Source organism: Pseudomonas sp. HP_01, assembly GCF_055284355.1.
Genome location: NZ_JBTOPV010000038.1, coordinates 1 through 24325, shown reverse-complemented (window position 1 = coordinate 24325; position 24325 = coordinate 1). Strand labels below are relative to the sequence as shown.

Annotated in this window: 24 protein-coding genes; 6 read left to right on the top strand and 18 right to left on the bottom strand. The window is 61.6% G+C overall.

From position 1 onward, the window contains the following. Window positions 1–104 precede the first annotated feature (104 nt). Entirely contained in the window at window positions 105–1442 is a 1338-nt protein-coding gene (locus tag ACYAR8_RS19150) for a lytic murein transglycosylase (protein ID WP_108121586.1), read from the top strand. A gap of 251 nt (window positions 1443–1693) precedes the next feature. Here the strand turns inward: ACYAR8_RS19150 and lipA are convergent, their stop codons facing one another. From lipA to ACYAR8_RS19090, 12 genes are all read right to left on the bottom strand, one after another. After that, window positions 1694–2755, bottom strand: a complete 1062-nt coding sequence (lipA, locus tag ACYAR8_RS19145; RefSeq protein WP_074892709.1) for a lipoyl synthase — start codon at window positions 2753–2755, stop codon at window positions 1694–1696. Between the two features lies 1 nt (window position 2756). Next, on the bottom strand, window positions 2757–3404 hold the full coding sequence (gene lipB, locus ACYAR8_RS19140) for a lipoyl(octanoyl) transferase LipB (protein WP_108121584.1): 648 nt from the start codon (window positions 3402–3404) through the stop codon (window positions 2757–2759). Further along, window positions 3404–3679 (bottom strand): DUF493 domain-containing protein, encoded by a 276-nt coding sequence (locus ACYAR8_RS19135; RefSeq protein WP_074892711.1) that lies wholly within the window; start codon window positions 3677–3679, stop codon window positions 3404–3406. The genes lipB and ACYAR8_RS19135 overlap by 1 nt, the downstream gene beginning before the upstream one ends. Window positions 3680–3777: 98 nt before the next feature. Beyond that, window positions 3778–4938 carry a D-alanyl-D-alanine carboxypeptidase family protein gene (locus ACYAR8_RS19130; RefSeq protein WP_265388176.1) on the bottom strand — a complete coding sequence of 387 codons (1161 nt, stop codon included), beginning with the start codon at window positions 4936–4938 and terminating at the stop codon, window positions 3778–3780. Window positions 4939–5142: 204 nt separating this feature from the next. Continuing rightward, entirely contained in the window at window positions 5143–6186 is a 1044-nt protein-coding gene (locus tag ACYAR8_RS19125) for a septal ring lytic transglycosylase RlpA family protein (RefSeq protein WP_074892713.1), read from the bottom strand. Continuing rightward, complete coding sequence (gene mltB / locus ACYAR8_RS19120; RefSeq protein ID WP_463580757.1) at window positions 6186–7196, bottom strand: lytic murein transglycosylase B; 1011 nt, start codon at window positions 7194–7196, stop codon at window positions 6186–6188. The genes ACYAR8_RS19125 and mltB overlap by 1 nt, the downstream gene beginning before the upstream one ends. A 17-nt stretch (window positions 7197–7213) precedes the next feature. Beyond that, window positions 7214–8317 (bottom strand): rod shape-determining protein RodA, encoded by a 1104-nt coding sequence (gene rodA, locus ACYAR8_RS19115; RefSeq protein WP_065988478.1) that lies wholly within the window; start codon window positions 8315–8317, stop codon window positions 7214–7216. Window positions 8318–8348: 31 nt separating this feature from the next. Further along, window positions 8349–10247: a penicillin-binding protein 2 gene (gene mrdA, locus ACYAR8_RS19110; protein ID WP_463580756.1), complete on the bottom strand. Its 1899-nt coding sequence runs from the start codon at window positions 10245–10247 to the stop codon at window positions 8349–8351. 31 nt (window positions 10248–10278) lie between these two features. Continuing rightward, complete coding sequence (gene rlmH, locus ACYAR8_RS19105; RefSeq protein WP_037017961.1) at window positions 10279–10746, bottom strand: 23S rRNA (pseudouridine(1915)-N(3))-methyltransferase RlmH; 468 nt, start codon at window positions 10744–10746, stop codon at window positions 10279–10281. A 9-nt stretch (window positions 10747–10755) separates the two neighbouring features. Continuing rightward, a complete protein-coding gene (gene rsfS / locus ACYAR8_RS19100; RefSeq protein ID WP_065988378.1) occupies window positions 10756–11175 on the bottom strand; it encodes a ribosome silencing factor in 420 nt (139 codons plus the stop codon). Window positions 11176–11241: 66 nt separating this feature from the next. Continuing rightward, complete coding sequence (gene nadD, locus ACYAR8_RS19095; RefSeq protein ID WP_108121747.1) at window positions 11242–11886, bottom strand: nicotinate-nucleotide adenylyltransferase; 645 nt, start codon at window positions 11884–11886, stop codon at window positions 11242–11244. 82 nt (window positions 11887–11968) lie between these two features. Next, window positions 11969–13243, bottom strand: coding sequence for a glutamate-5-semialdehyde dehydrogenase (locus ACYAR8_RS19090; RefSeq protein ID WP_463580755.1), 1275 nt, complete (start codon window positions 13241–13243; stop codon window positions 11969–11971). 726 nt (window positions 13244–13969) lie between these two features. Between ACYAR8_RS19090 and ACYAR8_RS19085 the strand changes: the two genes are divergently transcribed. Then, complete coding sequence (locus tag ACYAR8_RS19085; protein WP_463580754.1) at window positions 13970–14653, top strand: DNA-3-methyladenine glycosylase; 684 nt, start codon at window positions 13970–13972, stop codon at window positions 14651–14653. Window positions 14654–14657: 4 nt separating this feature from the next. After that, on the top strand, window positions 14658–15974 hold the full coding sequence (locus ACYAR8_RS19080) for a bifunctional DedA family/phosphatase PAP2 family protein (RefSeq protein WP_074892721.1): 1317 nt from the start codon (window positions 14658–14660) through the stop codon (window positions 15972–15974). Between the two features lie 79 nt (window positions 15975–16053). On the opposite strand, the gene ACYAR8_RS19075 is transcribed toward ACYAR8_RS19080, so the two are convergent. From ACYAR8_RS19075 to ACYAR8_RS19065, 3 genes are read right to left on the bottom strand one after another with little or no spacing between them, the layout of a single operon-like run. Further along, the gene (locus tag ACYAR8_RS19075) at window positions 16054–16659 is read right to left on the bottom strand and encodes an LON peptidase substrate-binding domain-containing protein (protein ID WP_074892722.1); all 606 of its coding nucleotides are present in this window, start codon (window positions 16657–16659) and stop codon (window positions 16054–16056) included. Window positions 16660–16669: 10 nt separating this feature from the next. After that, entirely contained in the window at window positions 16670–17380 is a 711-nt protein-coding gene (locus ACYAR8_RS19070) for an LrgB family protein (RefSeq protein ID WP_175514208.1), read from the bottom strand. A 2-nt stretch (window positions 17381–17382) separates the two neighbouring features. Then, the gene (locus ACYAR8_RS19065; RefSeq protein ID WP_108121576.1) at window positions 17383–17745 is read right to left on the bottom strand and encodes a CidA/LrgA family protein; all 363 of its coding nucleotides are present in this window, start codon (window positions 17743–17745) and stop codon (window positions 17383–17385) included. A gap of 286 nt (window positions 17746–18031) precedes the next feature. On the opposite strand from ACYAR8_RS19065, the gene ACYAR8_RS19060 reads away from it, so the two are divergent. From ACYAR8_RS19060 to ACYAR8_RS19050, 3 genes are all read left to right on the top strand, one after another. After that, window positions 18032–18487, top strand: coding sequence for a MaoC family dehydratase (locus ACYAR8_RS19060; protein ID WP_108121575.1), 456 nt, complete (start codon window positions 18032–18034; stop codon window positions 18485–18487). 161 nt (window positions 18488–18648) lie between these two features. Then, window positions 18649–20343, top strand: a complete 1695-nt coding sequence (locus tag ACYAR8_RS19055; RefSeq protein WP_463580753.1) for a C13 family peptidase — start codon at window positions 18649–18651, stop codon at window positions 20341–20343. 236 nt (window positions 20344–20579) lie between these two features. After that, window positions 20580–21221, top strand: a complete 642-nt coding sequence (locus tag ACYAR8_RS19050) for an oxidoreductase (protein WP_108121571.1) — start codon at window positions 20580–20582, stop codon at window positions 21219–21221. 252 nt (window positions 21222–21473) lie between these two features. Here ACYAR8_RS19050 and ACYAR8_RS19045 read toward each other — a convergent pair whose 3' ends face one another. From ACYAR8_RS19045 to mpl, 3 genes are read right to left on the bottom strand one after another with little or no spacing between them, the layout of a single operon-like run. Beyond that, window positions 21474–21761 carry a YceK/YidQ family lipoprotein gene (locus ACYAR8_RS19045; RefSeq protein ID WP_122536988.1) on the bottom strand — a complete coding sequence of 96 codons (288 nt, stop codon included), beginning with the start codon at window positions 21759–21761 and terminating at the stop codon, window positions 21474–21476. Next, window positions 21754–22383, bottom strand: coding sequence for a flavin prenyltransferase UbiX (gene ubiX, locus ACYAR8_RS19040; RefSeq protein ID WP_074892728.1), 630 nt, complete (start codon window positions 22381–22383; stop codon window positions 21754–21756). Before ubiX ends, ACYAR8_RS19045 begins: the two co-directional genes overlap by 8 nt. Further along, the gene (mpl, locus tag ACYAR8_RS19035) at window positions 22380–23729 is read right to left on the bottom strand and encodes a UDP-N-acetylmuramate:L-alanyl-gamma-D-glutamyl-meso-diaminopimelate ligase (protein WP_463580752.1); all 1350 of its coding nucleotides are present in this window, start codon (window positions 23727–23729) and stop codon (window positions 22380–22382) included. The genes ubiX and mpl overlap by 4 nt, the downstream gene beginning before the upstream one ends. Between the last annotated feature and the right edge of the window lie 596 nt (window positions 23730–24325).

Genomic DNA, 24325 nt, shown 5'->3' with positions numbered 1-24325 from the left:
CGCCTTCTAATTCCCCGTAGCAAATGCTGATGCTTCCGAGCATCCTTCCTACCGCATCGCATGTTAAGGTCTGCACCTTCCGGTTTAGCCCTGTGGACCCCAGAATGCCCCCAAGCTTTCCCCGTCACTGGCACCTTCGCCAGTTGATCGCCGCCTCCAGCCTCTTCGCGCTGGTTGCCTGTGCCGAGCAGCCTACCGCTGCCGTTGCCACTCCGCTCCAGGCCACACCCGCGGCGCAAGTCGTCAAGAGTTTGCCAACGCCTTCAGGCGCTGTTGCGCAGCCTGACGACGGCAACTTTGAAATCCAGCCTGCAATGAGTTTCAGCGAGTGGCAGAGCCAGTTTCGGGCTCTGGCGTTGAACGCAGGTGTGCGCCCGGAGGTGTTCGATAACGCATTTGCCGGCGTCACGCCGGACATGAGCGTGGTCAAGGCCGATCGCAGCCAGCCGGAATTCAGCCGCCCGGTTTGGGAATACCTGGACGGCGCCATGTCGGCGGTACGCGTGCGCAAGGGGCAGGCTCTGCTCAACCAGTACGCCGACGCGCTGAGCGCCATCGAGCAGCGTTATGGCGTCGATCGCCAGGCACTGGTCGCCGTATGGGGGATGGAAAGCAGCTTCGGCCAGTTCCAGGGGACTCAATCGGTGATTCGCTCGCTGGCGACGCTGGCCTACGAGGGACGCCGACCACAGTTCGCCCAGGATCAGTTGATCGCCGCCCTGCAGATCATTCAGCACGGCGATATCGATGCGCCGAGCATGTTGGGCTCGTGGGCCGGCGCCATGGGCCAGACCCAATTCATACCGACGACCTACAACACCCATGCGGTGGATTTTGACGGCGACGGTCGCCGTGATATCTGGAACTCCCCCACCGATGCCCTCGCCTCCACCGCCCATTACCTGCAAAGCTCCGGCTGGCAGAAAGGCCAGCCCTGGGGCTTCGAAGTGCAACTGGCTCAGGGTTTCGATTACGCGCTGGCGGACGCCTCAACCCGCAAATCCATCGGTGAATGGCAACAGCTGGGGCTGAAGCTGCCGAACGGTTCTGCGCTGCCAGCCAACCTGATGCAACAACAGGCGGCTTTGCTGCTGCCCGCTGGCTACAAAGGCCCGGCGTTTCTGGTGATGGATAACTTCCGCGCCATTCTGAAGTACAACAACTCGTCGTCCTATGCGATGGCGATCGGCTTGCTGTCCGAGCGATTCAATGGCGGCGGTTATGTGCAGGGCAGCTGGCCACGTGGCGATCGTCCGCTGAGCCGCACCGAGCGTATCGAGTTGCAGACGCTGCTTTCGGCCCGACAGTACGACGCAGGGGCGCCGGACGGGATCATCGGCGCCAACACGCGTAAGGCGATTCGCAGCGCACAGCAATCCTTTGGCTGGCCGGCGGACGGGTATCCCACCCAGGAATTGCTGGAGCAACTGCGCAAGCCGTAACTGTTCAGCCAGCATCCGCAGGCGAGCGCACCACCTGTATGAGCTGCCGGAGGTTACGACGGTGGCGAACGCGGTAGGTCAGGCGACATAAGTTCGTCGGGGCAACCGGGTTCGCCGGCACGCCGGCTCCTTGGAATGCGTGTGCGGTTATGGCTATGCGCCTTGGCCATACCGCCGTGAACGTCACGCAAAAAAACGGGCCGGATATTTCTATCCGGCCCGTTTTGCTTTGCGCATCTACAGCGTTGTGATCAACCCGCCGTGAGCAGCGACTTGACCAGCTTGGCTTGTTCGTCTGCGTGATACGACGAGCGAACCAGCGGGCCTGAGGCGACGTTCTTGAAGCCCATCTTGTAGCCTTCTTCGGCGAACCAGTCGAAGACGTCCGGGTGCACGAAGCGCTGAACCGGCAGGTGGTTACGGGACGGTTGCAGGTACTGACCCAGGGTCAGCATGTCGATGTTGTGCTCGCGCATGCGCTGCATGACTTCGATGACTTCTTCATCCGTTTCGCCCAGGCCCAGCATCAGCCCGGATTTGGTCGGCACGTGGGGGACCATCTCCTTGAAACGCTTGAGCAAGGTCAGCGACCACTGGTAATCCGAACCCGGACGCGCAGCCTTGTACAGGCGCGGCACGGTTTCCAGATTGTGGTTGAAGACGTCTGGCGGCGTCGCGGCGGTGATTTCCAGCGCGATGTCCATGCGGCCACGGTAATCCGGGACTAGGGTCTCCAGCTGCACATTTGGCGACAGCAGGCGGATCTCGCGGATGCAGTCGGCAAAGTGCTGAGCACCGCCGTCGCGCAGGTCGTCGCGGTCAACGGAGGTGATCACGACATACTTGAGTTTCAGGTCAGCGATGGCAACGGCGAGGTTCTTCGGCTCATCGGTGTCCAGCGCTTTCGGACGGCCATGACCGACGTCGCAGAACGGGCAGCGACGGGTGCAGATGTCGCCCATGATCATGAAGGTCGCGGTGCCACCGGAGAAGCACTCGCCCAGGTTCGGGCAAGACGCCTCTTCGCACACACTGTGCAGCTTGTGCTTGCGCAGCAGCGCTTTGATGCGGTCGACTTCCGGCGAGACCGGGATGCGCACGCGAATCCAGTCTGGCTTCTTCGGCAGATCGACCGTCGGAATGATCTTCACCGGGATGCGCGCGACTTTTTCCGCGCCGCGCAGCTTCACGCCGGCTTCCACTTTCGGACGAGCCACACGCTCAGGCGTGGCCACGCTTACTGTCGGGATCAGGGTCTGTACGGCATTCTCTGTATTCAAGACAGTGTCAGCTGCCTCATACGCAGTAGTCATATCAATCCATTCCGCCCGTTAGGGTCGTCTGCTCAGCGTAGTCGAGGTGGTTGACGAGCTGCGCACGCAGCCGGGCACTAACCTCGGCAAATTCAATCGGACCTGCCTGTTCGCGCAGCTGGGTCATCGCCAGCCCCGCATACCCGCAGGGATTAATCCGTTTAAAAGGGTCCAGATCCATATCGACGTTCAACGCAAGGCCGTGAAACGAACAGCCGTTGCGGATGCGCAGCCCCAGTGAGGCGATCTTGGCGCCGTCGACGTAAACACCCGGTGCGTCAGCCTTGGCTGCCGCGCTTACACCGTAACCGGCCAGCAGATCGATCAGGCTGTGCTCGATCCGGGTGACCAGCTCGCGGACGCCAAAGCCCAGACGGCGCACGTCCAGCAGCAAATAAGCGACCAGTTGGCCGGGGCCATGATAAGTCACTTGGCCGCCGCGATCGACCTGTACCACCGGGATATCCCCCGGCAGCAACAAATGCTCGGGTTTGCCGGACTGACCCTGGGTGAACACGGGCGGATGCTGCACAAGCCAGACCTCGTCGGCGGTGTCGCGGTCGCGACCGTCGGTGAAGCGTTTCATGGCTTGCCAGGTGGGCTCGTAGTCGGTCAGACCGAGTTCACGAAAGCCCAGAACCGCACCCATCACAGCACCATGTGCACGAAGCCGGTGGCCCGCAATTCGCTGTTGATGTCGTAAAGCTGGTCTTGACCGGTGGCGATGATGTGCAGCTGAACGGTGGTGTACTTGCCGTTGCTGCTCTGGCGCTCGGCCAGAGTCTTCATGTCGACGGTGGCGTGCTTCTCGAGAATCTCGATGACTCTGTCTTTGAAGCCCACACCCGTGTCGCCGATGATCTTGATGGGATAGTCGGCGCAGGGAAATTCGATTTTTGGTGCTTTTACTTCGGTATCTGTCATGGCAGTAACGGCCTCGTAAGCCGGAAAACGGACAGGCCCCCGGCGCGGTCAGCGACGGGGGCGTACGGAGCAACGGTCAGCTTTTGATCAATCGTTGATCAGTTGAACAGACCGTAGAAGAACAAGCGGATGCTATCCCACAGGCGGCGGAAGATACCACCCTCGTCGACGGCGTCCAGAGCGATCAGGTTGGCGCTGTGCACGACCTTGTCGTCCAGTTTGACTTCAACCTTGCCGATGACGTCGCCTTTGGCGATCGGCGCAACCAGCTGTGGATTCATGGTCATGCTGGCAGCCAGCTTCTTCAGCTCGCCTTTTGGCATGGTCATGGTCAGATCGTCAGCCAGACCGGCTTTGACCAGACGCTCTGTGCCTTTCCAGACCGGGGCCTGAGCCAGCTCGGTGCCCTTCTGATAGAAGGTCTGGGTTTCGAAGAAGCGGAAACCGTAGGTCAGCAGCTTCTGAGTTTCGGCAGCACGAGCTTGCTCGCTGTTGGTACCGAAGACCACAGCAATCAGACGCATGCCATCACGAACGGCCGAGGACACCATGCAGTAGCCGGCTTCTTCGGTGTGACCGGTTTTCAGACCGTCGACGGTCTTGTCACGCCACAGCAGCAGGTTGCGGTTTGGCTGTTTGATGCCGTTCCAGAAGAACTCTTTCTGCGAGTAGATCGCGTAGTGCGCCGGGTCTTCATGGATGATCGCGCGCGCCAGCAGGGCCATGTCATGGGCCGTGGCGTAGTGATCAGGGTTCGGCAGGCCGGTCGGGTTCATGAAGTGGCTGTTGACCATGCCCAGATCGGCAGCGGTCTTGTTCATCAGGTCGGCGAAGGCGTCTTCGCTGCCGGCGATGTGCTCGGAAAGCGCAACGCTGGCGTCGTTACCCGACTGAATGATGATGCCGTGCAGCAGGTCGCTGACGGTGACCTGGCTGCCCACCTTGATGAACATCCGCGAACCGCCGGTGCGCCAGGCGTTTTCGCTGACGGTCACAGGGTCGTTTTCGCCGATCTGGCCACGACGGATTTCCAGCGTGGCGATGTAGGCGGTCATCAGCTTGGTCAGACTGGCCGGCGGCAGGCGCTGGTCGCCATTGTTTTCGACCAGAACGTTGCCACTGTTGGCGTCCATCAGCACATAAGCCTTGGCAGCCAGTTGCGGTGGCGATGGCGTCATCTGTTCTGCCGCAAACACGGCAGGCGCGGTGAATAGCGGGATTAGCAGGCAAAGGCGTTTTGCAAAGCTGGTGATGTTCATCCGTCTCTCGAAAATGCTAATGGGCAAACATGCCCTTGCGGGCAAAGCGGGTGCCGGGCTACCCCGGCAAACGGGCTCACATTCTACAGAACGTGCCGTGAAAAGCTGCTGACAACGACAAACCCGGCTGGCAGGTCGTCGGTCAGGCCGCGAAAACCGCCTCCGTTACCGGGGCGGGTATCGCTGATAAAGCCTATGGAAGCGTTACTGGTCCGACGTGACCACGCTTGGCGAGCCGAGATTGGCCGACCTTACGCTGTTCTGCAGTTGCTGGGCTTCACCCGGCGTGTCGACCGGTCCCATCCGCACGCGATAGAGCGTCTGTTGATTGCGTGCGATCGAACTCACGAACACCGGCGCGCGGACCATCCCGCTCAATTTCGACCTCAGGAGTTCCGCAGCGTCCGGGTTGGCGAAGGCTCCCACTTGGAGAAACAGCCCAGACGCTTGTCCGGAAGCGTTTTTTTTTGCGTCGATTGGCACGGGCGTGACCGGAGCGGCATGTTGCTGCGGCGGCGGCGTCCATTGCTCGATCGTGCCGGCTGACGCGGTAATCACCGGCGCCGCTGGCTGCTGAGGCGGTGGATTGCTGCTCGCCACCTGCGGCTGATCAAGCATCAGTGGTGCCGGTTTGCCGCGCTGCGCCCAGTACTGCGAAGGGTCGATGCCTTCGACTTTTACCCGCGCAGTGCCGTTCTCTGCATAGCCAAGCTTCTTCGCAGCCGCGTAGGACAAGTCGATGATGCGGTCGGAATAGAACGGACCGCGATCGTTGACCCGCAGGATCACCGTGCGGTTGTTGTCCAGGTTGGTCACGCGAACATAGCTGGGCAGCGGCAGGGTCTTGTGCGCCGCGCTCATGCCATACAGGTCATAGACTTCGCCGTTGGCGGTGTTCTGGCCGTGGAATTTGGTGCCGTACCACGACGCCGTTCCCGTCTGGGAATAGGTCCTGGAATCGCTGAGCGGGAAATACGTCTTGCCCAGCACCGTATACGGGTTGGCCTTGTACGGGCCGGTATGCAGGGTCGGAATGGCGTCGGGGATGCGCGAAACATCAACGTCCCACCAGGGCGCGCCGTCTTTGTGCGCCCTGTTGATGTCCAGCCCCGGCTGCGAACGGATGACGTTGCCCTGCTGGCGCTGCGTCGTTGTCGTCGGGCGGCTGGTTGAGCAGCTGACGATCAGCAAAGTCAGCGCCGTGAAGGCCATCAGTTTCAATGGTTGTTGCATCGGCATTGACCGCATTACTTGATGTCCCGGGCTTGAACAAGCATTTCGGACAGCTGATGCACGGCCATGGCGTACATCACGCTGCGGTTGTATCGCGTGATTGCGTAAAAATTCTTCAGACCCATCCAGTACTCATGGCCTTTGTCGCCATCGAGGCGAAACGCGGTGACAGGCATGTCGTCGCGCAGCGCATCATGACTCGCCCAGCCCAACGCTCGCAACTCCCCAACGTTCTTCACCGGATCAATGCCGGGGCTCAAGCCTTCGTCGACGCGGTCACCGCGCACGTCCGCGCGACTGACAACCGGCTCGCCGGCCACCCAGCCGTGACGCTTGAAGTAGCTGGCAACACTGCCAATCGCGTCGTCCGGGTCGTTCCAGATATTGATGTGGCCATCGCCATCGAAATCCACTGCATAAGCGCGAAAACTGCTCGGCATGAACTGAGGCAAACCCATTGCGCCGGCGTACGAGCCCTTGAGCGTCAGCGGATCGACCTGCTGTTCGCGGGATAGCAGCAAGAACTCGCGCAGCTCCTTGCGGAAGAAGTCGGCGCGCTGGGGATAGTCGAACGCAAGCGTCGACAATGCGTCCATCACCCGGTAATTGCCGGTGTTGCGACCGAAAAACGTCTCGACGCCGATAATCGAAACGATCACCTGAGCCGGCACGCCATACTCTTTCTCGGCGCGCGCCAGGGAGGCCTCGTGCTGCCGCCAGAAGTCGACGCCCCGGGCAACGCGCGCGTCGGTGAGGAACATCGGGCGATAGTCTTTCCACGGTTTGACGCGTTCGGCGGGCCTGGAAATGGCATCGAGGATCGCCTGCTTGCGCTGCACATCGCGGAACACATCGATCAGTTGCTCGCCCGCAAAACCATAATCGCGGGTCATTTCGCTGACGAACTGGGCGACTTGAGGAGAGCCGTCATAGTCACCGGCAAGTGATTCCTGCACTGAGCCGAAGATGCCCATCAGACCGACCAGCGGCGCATATCGAGCAGCCCAGCCACGCACTACTTGCATTGAGTTCTTCACCTTAATCAAACCTGAGCGATCCACTTGCGATGTGTATGGACCGACATCAAAACACCAAACGCTGACAGCAGCGTCACCAGCGAAGTTCCGCCGTAGCTAATGAAGGGCAACGGCACGCCTACAACCGGCAGCAGACCGCTGACCATACCGATATTGACGAAAACGTAAACAAAAAAGGTCATGGTCAGGCTGCCCGCGAGCAGCTTGCCGTAGAGGGTCTGCGCCTGGGCGGTGATCACCAGCCCGCGGCCGATCAGCAACAGGTAGATGAGCAGCAGGGCGCAAATCCCCACCAGACCGAATTCTTCGCCCAGTACCGCAATGATGAAGTCGGTGTGGCTTTCAGGGAGGAAGTCCAGGTGCGACTGGGTGCCCATCAGCCAGCCTTTGCCGAACACGCCGCCCGAACCGATCGCCGCCTTGGACTGAATGATGTTCCAGCCGGTGCCGAGGGGATCGCTCTCCGGGTCGAGGAAGGTCAGGATCCGCTGCTTCTGGTAGTCGTGCATGAAGAAGAACCACATGCCGACTGCGACCGGGACCGCTGCCGCCACCACGCTGATGATCCAGCGCCAGCGCAGGCCGGCCATGAACAGCACGAAGGTGCCGGAGGCCAGAATCAGCAGCGAGGTGCCGAGGTCGGGCTGACGCACGATCAGAATGAACGGCAGGCCGATCAGGCCGAGACTCACCGCGACGTGCTTGAGGTGCGGCGGCAGCGTGCGCTTGGACAGGTACCAGGCGATGGTCGCCGGCATGATGATCTTCATGAACTCAGAGGGCTGAAAACGGATGACCCCGGGAATGTTGATCCAGCGCGTCGCGCCCATGGCGTTGTGGCCCATGACGTCGACCGCCACCAGCAGCAACACGCCGATCACGTAGGCGGCGGGCACCCAGCGGGCCATGAATCGGGGCTCGAGTTGCGCGATGACGAACATCGACACCAGGCCGATGCCGAAGGAGGTCGCTTGCTTGATCAGCAGGTCCCAGCTCTTGCCGCTGGCCGAATACAGCACGAACAGACTGCCCGCCGCCAACGTCAGCAGCAGGATCAGCAGCGGGCCATCGACGTGGATCTTCTGCAGAAACGTGGCGCGACGGCGCATCACATCTTCGCTGGACAGGATGCGGTCGAAATTACTCTTCACGGGCCGCGTTCTCCGGAGGCTGTGCATTGCTGGCGTATTCGGGTTTCAGATGGCCCTGGGGATCAAGCAACCAGGCGTCCATGACCTGCCGCACCACCGGCGCGGCGACACCCGACCCCGACTCGCCGTTTTCGATCATCACCGCAACGACGATCTTCGGGCTGTCGGCCGGCGCGAAGCCGACGAACAAGGCGTGGTCGCGGTGGCGTTCCTGGACTTTCGAGCGGTCGTATTTCTCGCCCTGCCGAATGGCCACGACCTGGGCCGTACCGCTCTTGCCGGCGATGCGGTACTGGGCACCGATCGCGGCCTTGCGCGCGGTGCCGCGAGCGCCGTGCATCACTTGCTGCATGCCGTGGTTAACCTTGGCCCAGTCCGACGGGTCACGCAGGACGATGTCCGGCATCGGGTTCTTGTCCACCGGCTTCTGCCCTTCGACGGTCCTGGCCAGGTGCGGACGGTTCCATTTGCCTTTGTTCGCCACCAGCGCGGTGGCCTGGGCCAACTGCAGCGGAGTGGCCTGCATGTAGCCCTGGCCGATCCCCAGAATGAGTGTTTCGCCCGGGAACCACGCCTGCCGCCGGGTGACGCGCTTCCAGTCACGGGAGGGCATCAGGCCGGGGGATTCTTCGAACATGTCCAGCGAGACTTTCTGGCCGATGCCGAACTTGTTCAGGTACGCCGACAGCCGATCGATCCCGACCTTGTGGGCCAGATCGTAAAAGTAGGTGTCGTTGGAGCGCATGATCGCCGTGTCCAGATCCACCCAGCCATCGCCGGTGCGGTTCCAGTTGCGGTATTTGTGGTCGTAATTCGGCAGCATGTAGTAGCCGGGGTCGAACACCCGCGTGCTGGCCGTGATCACACCGGTATCGAGACCGGCAATTGCCACCGCTGGCTTGATGGTCGAACCCGGTGGGTACAGGCCACGCAGAATGCGGTTGAAGAGCGGGCGGTCGACCGAATCGCGCAATTCGGAGTACGCCTTGAAGCTGATGCCAGTGACGAACAGGTTGGGGTCGAAGCTCGGCTGGCTAACCATCGCCAGCACTTCTCCCGTGCTTGGGTCCAGCGCCACCACCGCACCACGACGCCCTGCCAGCGCGGCTTCGGCGGCTTCCTGCAACTGGATGTCGAGGCTCAGGACGATGTCCTTGCCGGGCACAGGATCGGTTCTTTTCAGCACGCGCAAGACGCGGCCCCGGGCATTGGTTTCGACTTCTTCGTAACCGACCTGACCGTGCAGCTCGGGCTCATAGAAGCGCTCGATGCCGGTTTTGCCCATGTGATGGGTGCCGCTGTAATTCACCGGATCGAGGCTTTTCAGCTCTTTCTCGTTGATCCGGCCCATGTAACCCACCGAATGAGCGAAATGCTCGCCCTGCGGATAGTGGCGAACCAGTTGCGCGACCACTTCAACGCCCGGCAAACGGAACTGATTGACGGCGATGCGGGCGATTTGCTCTTCGGTCAGCTCAAACAGAATGGGCACCGGCTCGAACGGCCGCCGCCCCTGCTTCATGCGTTTTTCGAAGATGATCCGGTCATCCGGCGTCAGTTCAAGCACCTGAACGATGGTGTCCAGCACTTGCGTCCAGTCACCGGAACGTTCACGGGTCATGCTCAGGCTGAAGCTGGGACGGTTGTCGGCAATCACCACACCGTTACGGTCGTAGATCAGCCCGCGACTCGGCGGGATCGGCTGCACGTGAACACGATTGTTCTCGGACAGCGTCGAGTGGTACTCGTACTGGATGACCTGCAGGAAATATAGCCGCGCGATCAGCACGCAGATCAGCACGACAACCGCGACTGCACCGACCACGACTCGGCTGCGCACCAGGCGTGCGTCCTTTTCGTGGTCTTTCAGGCGAATCGGCTGAGACATTTAGGGCAGGTTCACAGTGAAGGCAGCAGCGCTACTTGTGATAAGGGTGACCGGACAGCACGGTCCAGGCACGATAAATCTGCTCACCGATGAGAATGCGCACCAGCGGGTGCGGCAACGTCAGCGGCGACAACGACCAACGCTGCTCGGCCCGGGCACAGACTTCCGGCGCCAGCCCTTCCGGGCCGCCGACCATCAGGTTGACCGTGCGCGAATCCAGACGCCAGCGATCAAGCTCGCCCGCCAGTTGCTCGGTGCTCCATGGCTTGCCATGCACTTCAAGCGTGACGATCCGCTCACCCGGCTGCACCTTCGCCAGCATGGCCTCGCCTTCCTGACGGATGAGGCGTGCCACGTCGGCGTTCTTGCCACGGGTGTTGAGCGGAATTTCCACCAGTTCCAGCGCCAGTTCGGATGGCAGACGCTTGGCGTACTCATGCCAACCCTCTTCCACCCACTTGGGCATGCGGGAACCGACAGCGATCAGACGCAGACGCACAACGAAGCCTTAGGCCTGGTCTTTGTTCAGCTTGTCGAAATGCTCGTGAGCGTTTTCCGGGCTGTGGTGTGCAGCGCTGGCCGAACGGCTCTGCTCGGCACCGGCCCACAGACGCTCGAGGTCGTAAAATTGGCGAGCGGAGGCGGTCATCATGTGGACAATGGCGATGTCCAGGTCCAGCAGCACCCAGTCGCTGTCGCCCTTGCCTTCTTCCCCCAGCGGCTTGAGGCCCTGCTTTTTGACTTCTTCGCGGACCTTGTCGAGCATCGCGTTGATCTGGCGGTTGGAGGTACCGGTCGCGATGACCATGTAGTCCGTGATGCTCTGCTTGTCACGGACGTCCAGCACCTGGATATCCTGGGCCTTGACGTCTTCCAGGGCAGCCCGGATCACTTCGATGATTGGATTTACAGCGCGTTTGTCAGTCATAAAAAACTCTTTCAACTCGTATGTTTGGGCGTTTCTTCGCGCACTTGGCTGCGTAGCAACACACCTTCAGTTCGACGCACGGTAAAGCCCGTGCGTATCGATATAGGCCAGTACCGCGTCTGGCACCAGAAAACGTACCGACTTACCGCTGGCCAGCAGTTGACGGATCTGGGTGGCAGACACCGAAAGCGGCGTCTGCCAGACGAACGTAATCTTTCCGCCGGGCCCCTTGAGGGCCTTTGGATCACTGACGGCACGTCCCGCGAGCAGATTTCGCATCGCATCCGGGGACTCGCTGTCGGCGTCCGGGCGTTGCAACACCACGATATGGCAGTGCTCCAGCAACTCTTCCCACCGATGCCAGGAAGGCAGCCCGCAAAAGGCGTCCCAACCCAGCAATAAAAATAGCTGATCATCGGCGGCCAGTTCAGCGCGCATCGATTCCAGCGTGTCGATCGTGTACGACGGCTTGTCGCGCAGCAACTCACGATCATCCACCGTCAGCGGTGGCACACCGGCAACCGCGCACTGGACCATCGCCAGGCGGTCCTGCGCCGAGACACTTGGCGTGTCGCGATGAGGCGGTCGGGCGCTGGGCGTCAAACGCAGCTCATCAAGTTTCAGCAGCTCGGCGACTTCCAGTGCGCCACGCAAGTGGCCAATGTGCACCGGGTCAAACGTGCCGCCGAGTATGCCGATGCGCTGGGGCACCCGTGCAGTGTTCAGCGGAACAACAATCGGATCGGCCACTGCCTGGGCGCCGCTCACTGAAGCCTGACCGACGTCGGCCAAGTCAGACCGGCCCCTGCCCGCGCAATTGTGTGCCATCGCCGACGACGATGTATTTCTCGCAGGTCAGGCCTTCGAGCCCCACGGGACCACGCGCGTGAATCTTGTCGGTCGAAATGCCGATTTCCGCACCCAGGCCGTATTCGAACCCATCGGCAAAACAGGTGGGCGCGTTGACCATCACCGAGCTCGAGTCGACTTCAGCCATGAAGCGGCGAGTCTGGGCTTGCGAGTCGGAGATGATGGCATCGCTGTGATGCGAGCCGTAGTGATTGATGTGTTCGATGGCCTGATCCAGACCGGTCACGATGCGGATCGACAGAATCGGCGCAAGGTACTCGGTGTGCCAGTCTTCTTCGGTCGCGGGCAAGACGTCGATCAGGTCGCGGGTGCGCTCGCAGCCGCGCAGTTCGACGCCTTTTTCACGGAACCGGTCGGCCATTGGCGGCAGAAACTCTGCGGCGACGGTTTGATCGACCAGCAAGGTTTCCATCGCGCCGCAGATGCCATACCGGTAGGTCTTGGCGTTGAAGCTGATGTGCTGAGCCGCGACCAGGTCGGCATGGGCGCTGACGTAGACGTGGCAGATGCCGTCCAGGTGTTTGATGACCGGGACTTTGGCGTCGCGGCTGACGCGTTCGATCAAACCTTTGCCTCCACGCGGGACGATGACGTCCACGTACTCCGGCATGGTGATCAGCGCGCCAACGGCGGCACGGTCGGTGGTTTCGACGACTTGTACGACGGCGGCCGGCAAACCTGCGTCATCGAGGCCGCGCTGGATGCAGGCGGCGATGGCGCGGTTGGAGTGTATGGCTTCGGAGCCACCACGCAGGATGGTGGCGTTACCGGACTTGAGGCAGAGGCTGGCGGCGTCGATGGTTACGTTGGGGCGCGATTCGTAGATGATGCCGACGACGCCCAGTGGCACGCGCATTTTGCCGACCTGGATGCCGGACGGCTGGAAGTTCATGTCGCGCAGGGTGCCGATGGGGTCTGGCAGGCTGGCGACCTGGCGCAGGCCGGCGATCATGCTGTCGATGCGGGCCGGGGTCAGGGAGAGGCGTTCGAGCAGAGCGGGTTCGAGTCCATTGGCGCGGCCGGCAGCGAGGTCTTGTTCGTTGGCGGCGGTCAGTTCGGCACGGGAAGCGTCCAGCGCGGCAGCGGTGGCTGCGAGGGCGCGGTTCTTCTGTGCGGTGCTGGCACGACCGATCACGCGGGAGGCTTCGCGGGCGGCGCGACCCAGGCGGGTCATGTAGTCAAGAACGGACTCAGTCATTGGTCTCGGGGGTCTTGGCAAATGGGAAAGCGGCGGATTATAGCTGTCGGGCGTGCTGAACGACAGCGGCGACAGGCGGATGGTCGGAATAAGGCCGTTTTGTTGTTCTCAAGGCGGAGCGGCGGTAGTGCAACCGAGGGTATATCCGTTATCTCCAGCGTCACGAATTATGGTTCCGCCCTTACGGCGGGTCACTTTTGGCAAGAGCGCCCGGATTGCCGGCCCAGCCAAAAGTAACCAAAAACGCTTTGCTCCTGGTTTGGCCCCTCGTGCCTCGGGGTTCCTTCACTCCGGTCTCGCTCCGTGGGCCCGCGCCGAACGGACATCCATGTCCTGACGGCGCTCTCGCCGCATCCATGCGGCTCGGCCCACTGCGCGAGACCTGCGTTCAGCCTGCACCCAAGTCGCGTTTGGCGGTGTGTGGACGCTTTGTGTACGGAGATCAAGATCAAAAGCGCGTTTAGGCAGATCAAGAGCTTCCCGGCTGAAGCCGGTCCTACGGGGAGCGGCGCCGGTCTTACTGGCGGGACGCGTTGCTTTTTAGTGGGACCGGATTTAGCCGGGAAGGCGTCCGTGTGAGCGCTGACATTGGTAGGGGACTGATTTATTTACAACGCTTCACCGTAAATTAATCTGTCCCCGGCTTCGCGCCCACCCTCACCCATTCAGCTCCAATTAAGGCCGATGTTGATATGATCGCGGTCCATTCTCTGACTGCCTTTGTTTATGCCCGCCCAATCACCACGCGCCCTGCCGGACAGTTTTTTTCATCGCGACGCGCAGACGCTTGCCCGGGAGTTGCTCGGCAAGGTCATTCGTCACAAGGTCGACGGGTTGTGGTTGTCGGCTCGGATTATTGAGACGGAGGCGTATTACGTCGCCGAGAAAGGCAGTCATGCGTCCCTCGGCTACACGGAAAAACGTAAGGCTTTGTTTCTGGAAGGCGGGCACATTTATATGTATTACGCCCGTGGCGGTGATTCGCTTAACTTCAGTGCGGAAGGTCCGGGCAATGCCGTGTTGATTAAATCCGCTTACCCCTGGATCGACGCGGTGTCCGGTGAGAACGCCCTAGCCCGCATGCTGCTGAACAATCCCGACGCCAGCGGAAACGTACGCACGCCAGAGCGGCTGTGTGCCGGGCAGACGTTGCTGTGCAAAGCGCTGGGCCTGAAAGTGCCGATGTGGGACGCCAGGCGCTTCGATGAAGAGCAACTCTTCGTCGAGGACGTGGGTCAGCGCCCGCCGCGAATTATTCAAACGACGCGCCTGGGTATCCCCACCGGTCGCGACGAGCACCTGATGTACCGGTTTGTTGATGCCAGCTATGCCCGCTTCTGCACACGGAACCCTCTCAGACGCGGGCAAGTCGAAGGCCGCGACTATATTTTCATCGAGCAAGGAAACTGAACCCATGGGCGCGTGGCTCGACAGCATCACTTCCTGGCTAAGCGCCAACCCTTCCTGGCTCGGCGCGGCGATTTTTATCGTCGCGTTCATCGAGTGCCTGGCCATCGCCGGCATTGTCGTACCCGGCACGGTTGTGCTGTTCGCGATCGCTGCACTGGCCGGCAGCGGCGTGCTGCCGTTGAGCGAAGCGCTGCTGCTGGGTTTTCTGGGCGGGATACTGGGCGACCTGGTGTCGTACTTCCTCGGCCGGCGCTTCCATCAGAGGATTCGTCAATTGCCCGGCCTGCGCAATCACCCGGAGTGGATCGGCGGCGCCGAGACCTACTTTCAGCGCTACGGCATCGCCAGCCTGTTGGTCGGGCGCTTCATCGGTCCGCTGCGACCGATGCTGCCGATGGTGGCCGGGATGTGCGACATGCCGTTCGTGCGCTTTGCCGGTGTCAGCCTGATTGCAGCCGCCGGCTGGTCGGTGGCCTACATTCTGCCGGGCTGGGCGACCGGTGCTGCCATCCGCCTGCCCCTGCCGGAAAATTTCTGGCCCCAGGCCGCCGTGGTAGGCGGCGGGCTGGCGATTCTGCTGGGCATCAGCATCCAGAGCAGCCTTAGGCAGAAACCCTACGCGACCAAGGTTATCGCCCTGACGTGTTTCATCCTGCTGGGCAGTGTGTTTTTGGGCTGGCCGTACCTGGCCGATTTCGATCAGGGCATCATGACCGTAGTGCAGGCCAGCCGAAGCGCTGCGGCCGAGAACTTCGTAGTGATGATCACGGGCCTGGGGGATTTCCGCACGCAGTTCTGCGCCGCGGCCCTGCTGGCCGTTCTGCTGATCGTCACGCGAAAATGGCGCCATGCGATCTTCGTGATCGGCACCACCCTTGGCGCGGCGCTGATCAATCAGAGCATGAAATACACCTTCGCACGGGCACGCCCTGAGGTACTGACGGAGGCCCTCGGGACTTACAGCATGCCGAGCGGGCATGCCTCGGCCTCGTTTGCGCTGTTCATGTCGCTGGCGGTGCTTGCCGGGCGCGGTCAGCCGGTGCGGCTGCGTCTGACCTGGCTGCTGCTGGGCGGGATTCCGGCGCTGGCGATCGCCATGTCACGGGTGTACCTGGGCGTGCATTGGCCGACGGATGTCACTGCCGGGATGCTGCTGGCGTTTTTCACCTGTGCCGCGAGCCTGGCGTTCGTGCAGAACAAAAAGCCGCTGGAGGCGCTGCCGATCAAGGTGTGGTGGCTGGTGCTGCCGGCGATGGTGGCGCTGTTTGGCGGGTTCGGGCTGCACTCGTTCCCGCACGGTTTGATCCGCTATCAGTACTAAAGTGTCAGGCGTTGAAGCGCGGCCTGCAGGACAACCGTTAGCACGTCGCTGGACTGAGACAGCGACGTGGGCCGCTCCGTCAGTCCTGCATGTCGCCCTGCATCTCGTCGAGCAGGTCCTGAATCGCGTCGAGCCGTTCCTCGGCGTCTTCGATCTCCAGCAGCTCGACTTTGTCTTCTTCCGCGAACGGCAACAGGTAGGCCAGTTGATTGGCCAGCGAGTGCTGACCGCTGGCGGTGAGGCCCATGTTCAACGCGGCGACCATCGGGTGTTCGGCCAGCGCGGCAAGTAACGCGACCAGGTCGTCGTCTTCTTCTTGCAGCGGTTGCTCCTGAGGATCGTCCAGCCACTCGACCTCGCCGACCAGCAGGTTGTCGCGCTGGGTGCTGTAGTCCTTCACCCGAAAGCGTCGGGCACCCACAACCCGAATGCCGAGCAGGCCGTTGTCCTGCTTCTGGAAATCGGTGACCCGCGCTTCGCAGCCAATCATCGAGAAACCGTCCGGTACGTCGCCCGTCTCACTGCCTTCAGTGATGCAGACCACGCCAAAGCCTTCGCCCTGCTTCATGCAGCGGCTAATCATGTCGAGGTAGCGCGCCTCGAAGAGCTGCAGATCGAGCACGCACCCCGGGAACAGCACGGCGTTCAGTGGAAACAGTGGCAGTGGAAACAACGGCAACGACATAAACCCATCCTCAAGCAACCAGAGACACCGCCAACGGCAGGAACAAGGCCGTGGCGACACCCATCAAACTCATTGCCAGCGCCGCGAAGGCGCCGCATTCCTCACTTTCCTGCAGGGCCGCCGACGTACCCACCGCGTGAGCCGTCAGCCCAAGGGCCATGCCTCGGGCTTCCGGGCTATTTACCCGCGCCAGGGTCAGCAAGCCGGGGCCGAATATGCCGCCGATCACTCCGGTTATCAACACAAACACCGCCGCCAGCGCCGCCACACCGCCAATCTGCTCGGCGACGAGCATGGCGATCGGCGAGGTTACAGACTTGGGCGCCATGGTCATCAGGATCATGTGATTAGCCCCAAGCATCCAGCCCAGCGCCACGCACAGCCCGGTGGCCAGCACGCCGCCCACCACCAGCGTAGTCAATACCGGCCAGAACAGTTGCCGGATGCGCCGCAGATTCAAATATAGCGGCACGGCCAGCGCAACCGTGGCGGGGCCGAGCAGAATGCTGAGGATTTCGGTGCTTTTGCGGTACTCGACGTAGGACAGTCCGCAGCTCACCAAGACGCCAATCACCACCAGCATCGAAATGAGCACCGGTTGCAAAAACACCCAACGGGTTTTCTCGTAGCCCGCGAGCACCAGTTGATAAGCGCCCAAGGTAATGGCGATGCCAAACAAGGGGTGATGGATCACGGACATCCAGGCGCCGTGCCAGTCCAGACTCATGATGGCTCCCGGCGACTGGCCTGACGGTCGATGAGTTTCTGCATCAGCCAGCCGGCGAAGGTCAGCGAGACCATCAGGGAAATCACCAGCGAGCCGACGATTGCCCAGAAGTCTTCGGCGATCTGGTCGGCATACACCATCACACCCACGGCGGGCGGCACCAGCAGCAACGGCAGGTAGCGCAGCAGACTGCTGGCGGCCAGGCTGATGGGTTCGCTGACTTCGCCCCGGGTCATCAGGTAGATCATCAACAGCACGAGCCCGATGATCGGGCCGGGCAGGATCGACAGAAACAGGTGATTGAGCGCGGTTCCGATCAGTTGGAACAGCACCAGCCAGGTCAGGCCTCTTAGCAACATAGAAAACTCCAGCGGATTCGCGGCGACATTATAGACACGCCACCCGCGCTGCCTATGGGGTGGTATTCGCCAGTTGAGGGCACATTGACCCACGCAGTGCGGCGTGCTGATCTGCAATGCCAAGCAATAACAGCGCCGACGCCACCTCGTCGACTGCGGTTCAAACTGTAGGAGTGAGCTTGCTCGCGATCTGACGCGAAGCGGCAGCAAACCTGTGAGCGCGGTGTGTCAGGGGGCCTGCCGTGAAGATCGCGCGCGAAAACAATTAATCACAAGGAGAGTAGCGATGCCCCACGTACCCGTTGCAGAACTCAAACGCTATGAAGGCAAGGACCTGGGATGCTCCGAGTGGCTGACCATCGATCAGGCGCGCATCAATCTGTTCGCCGAGGCCACCGGCGACTTTCAGTTCATCCACGTCGACCCGGTGAAAGCCGCGCAAACCCCGTTCGGTTCGACCATCGCCCATGGCTTTCTGTCGCTGTCGCTGATGCCCAAGCTGATGGAGTCCTTGATGGTGGTGCCCGAAGGCATGCAGATGGCGATCAACTATGGCCTGGACAGCGTGCGATTCATTCAGCCGGTGAAAGTGAATTCGCGCGTTCGTCTAAAAGTCACTCTGGCTGAAGTGACCGAAAAGAAGCCCGGCCAATGGCTGCTCAAAGCCACTGCAACGCTTGAAATCGAAGGCCTGGACAAGCCTGCCTTCGTTGCTGAACCGCTTTCGCTGTGCTTCGTGTAACCCCCGCCGCGCCTCCGTTAATCCCCCCGAAACATGAAACAGTCGTAACAGACTGTTTCATGAGCGTTCCTCGCTGCGGCATACTCGCTGCGGCTGTGTGAGCGACTCGATACACGTACGCGATCAGATCACGCCGAAACATCTTATTTTCGGGATTTACCATGCGCGCGTTTGCTCCTTTGGCCCTGACCTTCCTTCTTACCGCTTGCGGCGACGGCGAATCGCTGTTGCCCCCGGACGCTCGCCTGCCCGACGGTGGACGCTATCGCGGCGACGTGATCAATGGCGTGCTGCAAGGCAAAGGCCGTATCGATTACCCCAATGGCAGCTGGTACGCCGGGGAATTCAAGAGTGGGCAATGGAACGGTCAGGGCGAATGGCACGCCAGTAATGGTGACGTGTACAAGGGCGGTTTTCAGGACGGGCTTTTCCATGGCCAGGGCTCGCTGACCACCAGCGCCGGCAGTTACGTCGGCGGCTACAAGCTGGGGCGGCGCGACGGCGAAGGCACGCTCAAAGAGCACGGCATGAGTTATCGCGGCGAGTTCAAGGCCGATCTGTATGACGGCGCCGGGCATCTGGAACTGGACGACGGCAGCGAGTATCAGGGCCAGTTCGCCCACGGCAAACCCAACGGCGAAGGCCAGCGCAACGATTCGGCAGGCAACCAGTTCAGCGGCAAGTTCGTCGACGGCCAGCTTGAAGGTACGGGCAATTTCAACAGCGCCGATGGCGATCAGTACGTTGGCGGCTTCCATAACAACCAGCTCAATGGTCGCGGTCGCTACGAAAACGCCGATGGCGATGTCTGGTCGGGGCAGTTCAAGGATGGTGCGTTTACCGGCAAGGGCGAGCTGATTGGCTCCGACGGCACGCGCTATCAAGGGGACTTCAAGAACTGGCGCTTCGCAGGCTCAGGCAGCCTGAAGCTCCCGGACGGCAGCGTGTACATCGGCCAGTTCGAGAACGACAACTATCACGGCAGCGGCGTGCTGACCACGGCGGACGGCGAAGTCCAGAGCGGCACTTGGTCCAACGGCCAGCGCGTGCGCGACGCGGCCGGCAAGCTGCTGCCGGACCCGCTGGAAATGGGCTTGCTCGCCCAGGGCGCCCTGGTCGAGAAAGCCCTCGCCGCCGTGCCTGCTTCCACGCCGGCCATCGAGCTGTACAGCCTGGTCGTGGGCGGCGATGGCAAGCAGAGCGTCTTTCTGCGCGAGGCCGATTACGTCAACAAGCTCCTCGCAACGCGCTTCGGTGCGTTCGGGCAGGTCACGCTGGTCAACCATCGCGACCACATGGCCGATCGACCGCTGGCCACCCGCGAGACCATCAGCCGCGCCGTGCAGACGTTGGCCAAGCGCAGCGGTCCGGAAGATTTGATCTTTATTTATCTCACCAGCCACGGCACCCATGAACACGAGCTGGTGCTGGATCAGCCGCGTCTGGAGCTGTCCGACCTGCCCGCCAACGAGATGGCCGGCGTGCTCGCACCGCTGAAGAATCGCGACAAGGTGGTGGTGATTTCCGCCTGTTATTCGGGCGGTTTCATCCCGGCGATCAAGGACGAGCGGACGATGGTGATTACGGCTTCGCGTGAGGACCGGGTGTCTTTTGGCTGTTCTGAAGAGGCTGATTTCACCTACTTCGGCGAGGCGCTGTTCGGCAAGGCGCTGGTGGAAACCGATGATCTGGTGCAAGCGTTCAATGAGGCGAAAGACATCGTCGCCCAGCGCGAGACGGACGAAAGCTTCGAAGCCTCCGAGCCGCAGATGTGGGCGCCTAAAGGCGTGGTCAACCATTGGCGGCAGCTGCGCAAGAGTCAGGCGGAGCGGGCATTGAATACGGTGCGGCGCTGAGTGCCGCCGTTGACGCGGAACCTCTGGGAGCCGGCTTACTGGCAAACGCATTCGTTCAGGCGCTGCAAGGTTGAATGCTCGATCGGGTTCGCCAGCAAGCCGGCTCCTACGCAGTGATGCACCCTCAAATGCGGGATGCGCCAAGATTTCATGTGTTTTTGTGAAACCCTCCCGCTTCGCCCGCAGTCTGTTCCGGTACAGCGCCTATGCTTGTGGCGTATCAAGGGAGAAAGATCATGTACTTGACGCCTCAGCACATTTTGCTTGCCGGAGCTACCGGATTGACTGGCGAGCACTTGCTCGACCGCCTGCTTAACGAACCCACTGTCACCCGCCTTCTCGCCCCCAGCCGTCGTCCTCTGGCTGAACATCCACGCCTGGAAAACCCGGTCGGCGAGCTTCAAAACCTGCTGCCCGCGCTGGAAGGCCCCGTTGATATCGCTTTCTGCTGCCTCGGCACCACGATCAAACAGGCCGGTTCCCAGGAAGCGTTCCGGGCCGTGGACTTCGACCTGGTCGTGGCGTTCGGCAAACGTGCCCGCGAGTTGGGGGCGCGTCATTTGCTGGTAATCAGCGCCGTAAACGCCGACCCGCAATCAAGCATCTTTTACAGCCGCGTCAAAGGCGAGATGGAAGAAGCACTGAAGCTTCAGGGCTGGCCGCAACTGACCATCGTCCAGCCGTCGTTGTTGATTGGCGAGCGGCAGGATCAGCGTCTGATGGAGCAACTGGCCGGGCCGATTGCCAAGCTGATCCCCGGCAAATACGGCGGCATCGAAGCCTGCAACCTCGCCCGCGCGCTATGGCGCCTGGCGCTGGAAGAGCAGGACGGCGTGCGGGTGGTTGAGTCGGATGATTTGCGGCGGTTGGGGAAGTGACTGAGCGCTGCTCAAGCTGACAGCAAAAACTGTGTAGGAGTGAGCTTGCTCGCGAATGCGTTCTGACAGTCACCCTTACAGGGTCAGTCATGTCGCAATCGCGAGCAAGCTCACTCCTACATGGAATGCGTTCGGCCCCGACACCGCGCCACACTGTGGGAGTGAGCTTGCTCGCGAATGCGTTCTGACAGTCACCCTCACAGGGCCAGTCATGTCGCAATCGCGAGCAAGCTCACTCCTACAGGGATCGCATTACATTCCGCCTGTAGCCTGAAACCCCACACCCAGCGCCGTCAGAATCGACAACGGCAGCAGCAGCGTGTCGAGCAGCGCGCTGCCGGGCAGGTCGAGCATCGGGTATTTCGGCGCCTCGGTGCCGAAGCGATCCTTCTCGCAGCAGCCGCCTTCGATGGCGTACAGATCCAGCCGAGTCCCGGCGTACACGACTGGCGCGCCCGGCTGATTGGCGTCGAGGGTGCGCACGGTCGAGCAGCCCGTCGTCAGCAACAGGCCCAGGGCAATGACGACGAGCTTATTCATCGGCGCCAAAATGATGCTCGCCCCAACGCGGCAGCATGTCCTGCGGGACGTTGAGCAGATTAAGAATCCGCGCCACGACGAAATCCACCAGATCGTCGATCGTCTGCGGCTGGTGATAGAAACCGGGCGACGCCGGCAGAATCACCGCGCCCATGTTCGACAGCTTGAGCATGTTCTCCAGATGGATGCTGGAAAACGGCGCCTCGCGGGGCACCAGAATCAACTGCCGGCGCTCCTTCAACGTCACGTCTGCCGCACGCTCGATCAGGTTGTTGCAGGCGCCCGTGGCGATTGCCGACAAGGTGCCGGTCGAACACGGCACCACCACCATTGCGCTCGGCGAACCGGAACCGGACGCCACCGGCGACATCCAGTCTTCCTTGCCGTACACCCGGATCTGACCCGCTGTCGCGCCGGTGTATTCGTTAAGGAAGGCCTGCATCATCTGCGGTTTGGGCGGCAGGTTGACGTCGGTCTCTGTGGCCATGACCAACTGCGCAGCCTTGGAGATGAGGAAATGCACTTCGCGGTCTTCGCGCACCAGACAGTCCAGCAGGCGCAGACCGTATTGCGCGCCGGACGCGCCGGTCATTGCCAGGGTAATGCGTTCAGGGCCGCTCATTGCAGGGCCTCCGCGAGTTTGCCGTGCAGGCCGCCGAAACCGCCGTTGCTCATGATGACCACGTGGGTGCCGGGCTGGGCCTGACTTTTCACAAGGTCGATGATGCCGTCGAGGCTGTCGCACACCAACGATGGAATGGTGCACTGCGCAGCGGTTGCCGCCAGATCCCAACCCAGATTGGCCGGCGCATACCAGACCACCTGATCGGCCTGGACGACGCTTTCCGGCAGACCGTCGCGGTGGGCGCCGAGCTTCATGGAGTTGGAACGCGGCTCGACGATGGCAATGATCGGCGCATCGCCGACCTTCTTGCGCAGACCGTCCAGCGTGGTGGCAATGGCGGTCGGGTGGTGAGCGAAGTCGTCATAGATCGTGATGCCGCGTACTTCCGCGACCTTTTCCATGCGCCGCTTCACGCTCTTGAACGCACTCAACGCGTCGACGCCCTGCTGCGGCACGACGCCAACGTGGCGGGCGGCGGCGAGGGTCGCCAAGGCATTCGCCACGTTGTGCTGGCCGGTCATGCCCCAGTCAACGACGCCCTGGACCGCACCTTCAAACAGCACTTCGAACCTCGAGCCGTCTTCGCTGAGCAGGTTCGCCTGCCATTGGCCGCCCTCGCCCGTGGTTTGCACCGGCGTCCAGCAGCCCATTTGAATCACGCGCTCAAGGGCGGGCTCGGTGGTCGGGTGAATAACCAGGCCTTCGCTCGGGATGGTGCGCACGAGGTGGTGGAACTGACGCTCGATGGCCGGCAGATCCGGAAAGATGTCGGCGTGATCGAACTCCAGGTTGTTGAGGATGGCGGTGCGCGGGCCGTAATGGACGAACTTGGAGCGCTTGTCGAAGAAGGCGCTGTCGTATTCATCCGCCTCGACGACGAAGAACGGCGTATCGCCCAGGCGCGCCGAGACATCGAAGTTCTGAGGCACGCCGCCGATCAGGAAGCCCGGGGCCATGCCGGCGTGTTCCAGCACCCAGGCGAGCATGCTGCTGGTGGTGGTTTTGCCGTGGGTGCCTGCGACGGCCAGTACCCAGCGTCCGCGAAGGACGTGATCGGCCAGCCATTGCGGACCGGAAACGTAGGGCAGGCCCTTGTTCAGGACATACTCGACCGCCGGATTGCCCCGCGACATGGCGTTGCCGACCACCACCAGATCTGGTGCCGGCTCAAGGTGCGAAGGGTCGTAACCCTGCATTAACTCAATGCCCTGCGCTTCGAGCTGCGTGCTCATCGGCGGGTAAACATTGGTATCGGAGCCCGTGACTTTGTGGCCCAGATCCTTGGCTAGCACCGCCAGCGAACCCATGAACGTGCCGCAGATACCCAGAATATGAATGTGCATGACCGACCTCTTAGAACATGGGCCGCAGGTTAGCCTACAAGGCAGTGGATGCGCACGGGGGAATTACCGAGAGCGGCTGACACGCTTGAGGATGACCCACGGGATTGTGAGTGAACGCCTTGTAGGACCGGCTTTAGCCGGGGGGGCGTCAGGCGTCCCACCGCAGAATGGATAACGCTCAAGCAGGCCTCTTCCCGGCTGAAGCCGGTCCCACTGAAAAAAGCTCGCGCATGTGCGGTCTGACGCGCTCCTACAGGATGAGCGTCAGTCAGTATTATTTCGTTTTCCCGCCATGGCCCACATACCGGCCAAGAAGCAAGTACTGAGTGGGACCGCGATCTCCCAGTAGGACCGGCTTTAGCCGGGAAAGCGTCAGGTGGCACACCGCAGAATGGATGGCGCTCATACCGGCCTCTTCCCGGCTGAAGACGGTCCCACTGAAAAAAGCTCGCGCATGTGCGGTCTGACGCGGTCAATTGTAGGAGCGCGCTTGCCCGCGAAACCGGTTAGTCAGGCAATACAATGGTCGCAGTTCAAACGCCTTCGCGGGCGCGCGCGCCACCACCCAGCAGACGCGCGGCGGGATAAGTTGGGTG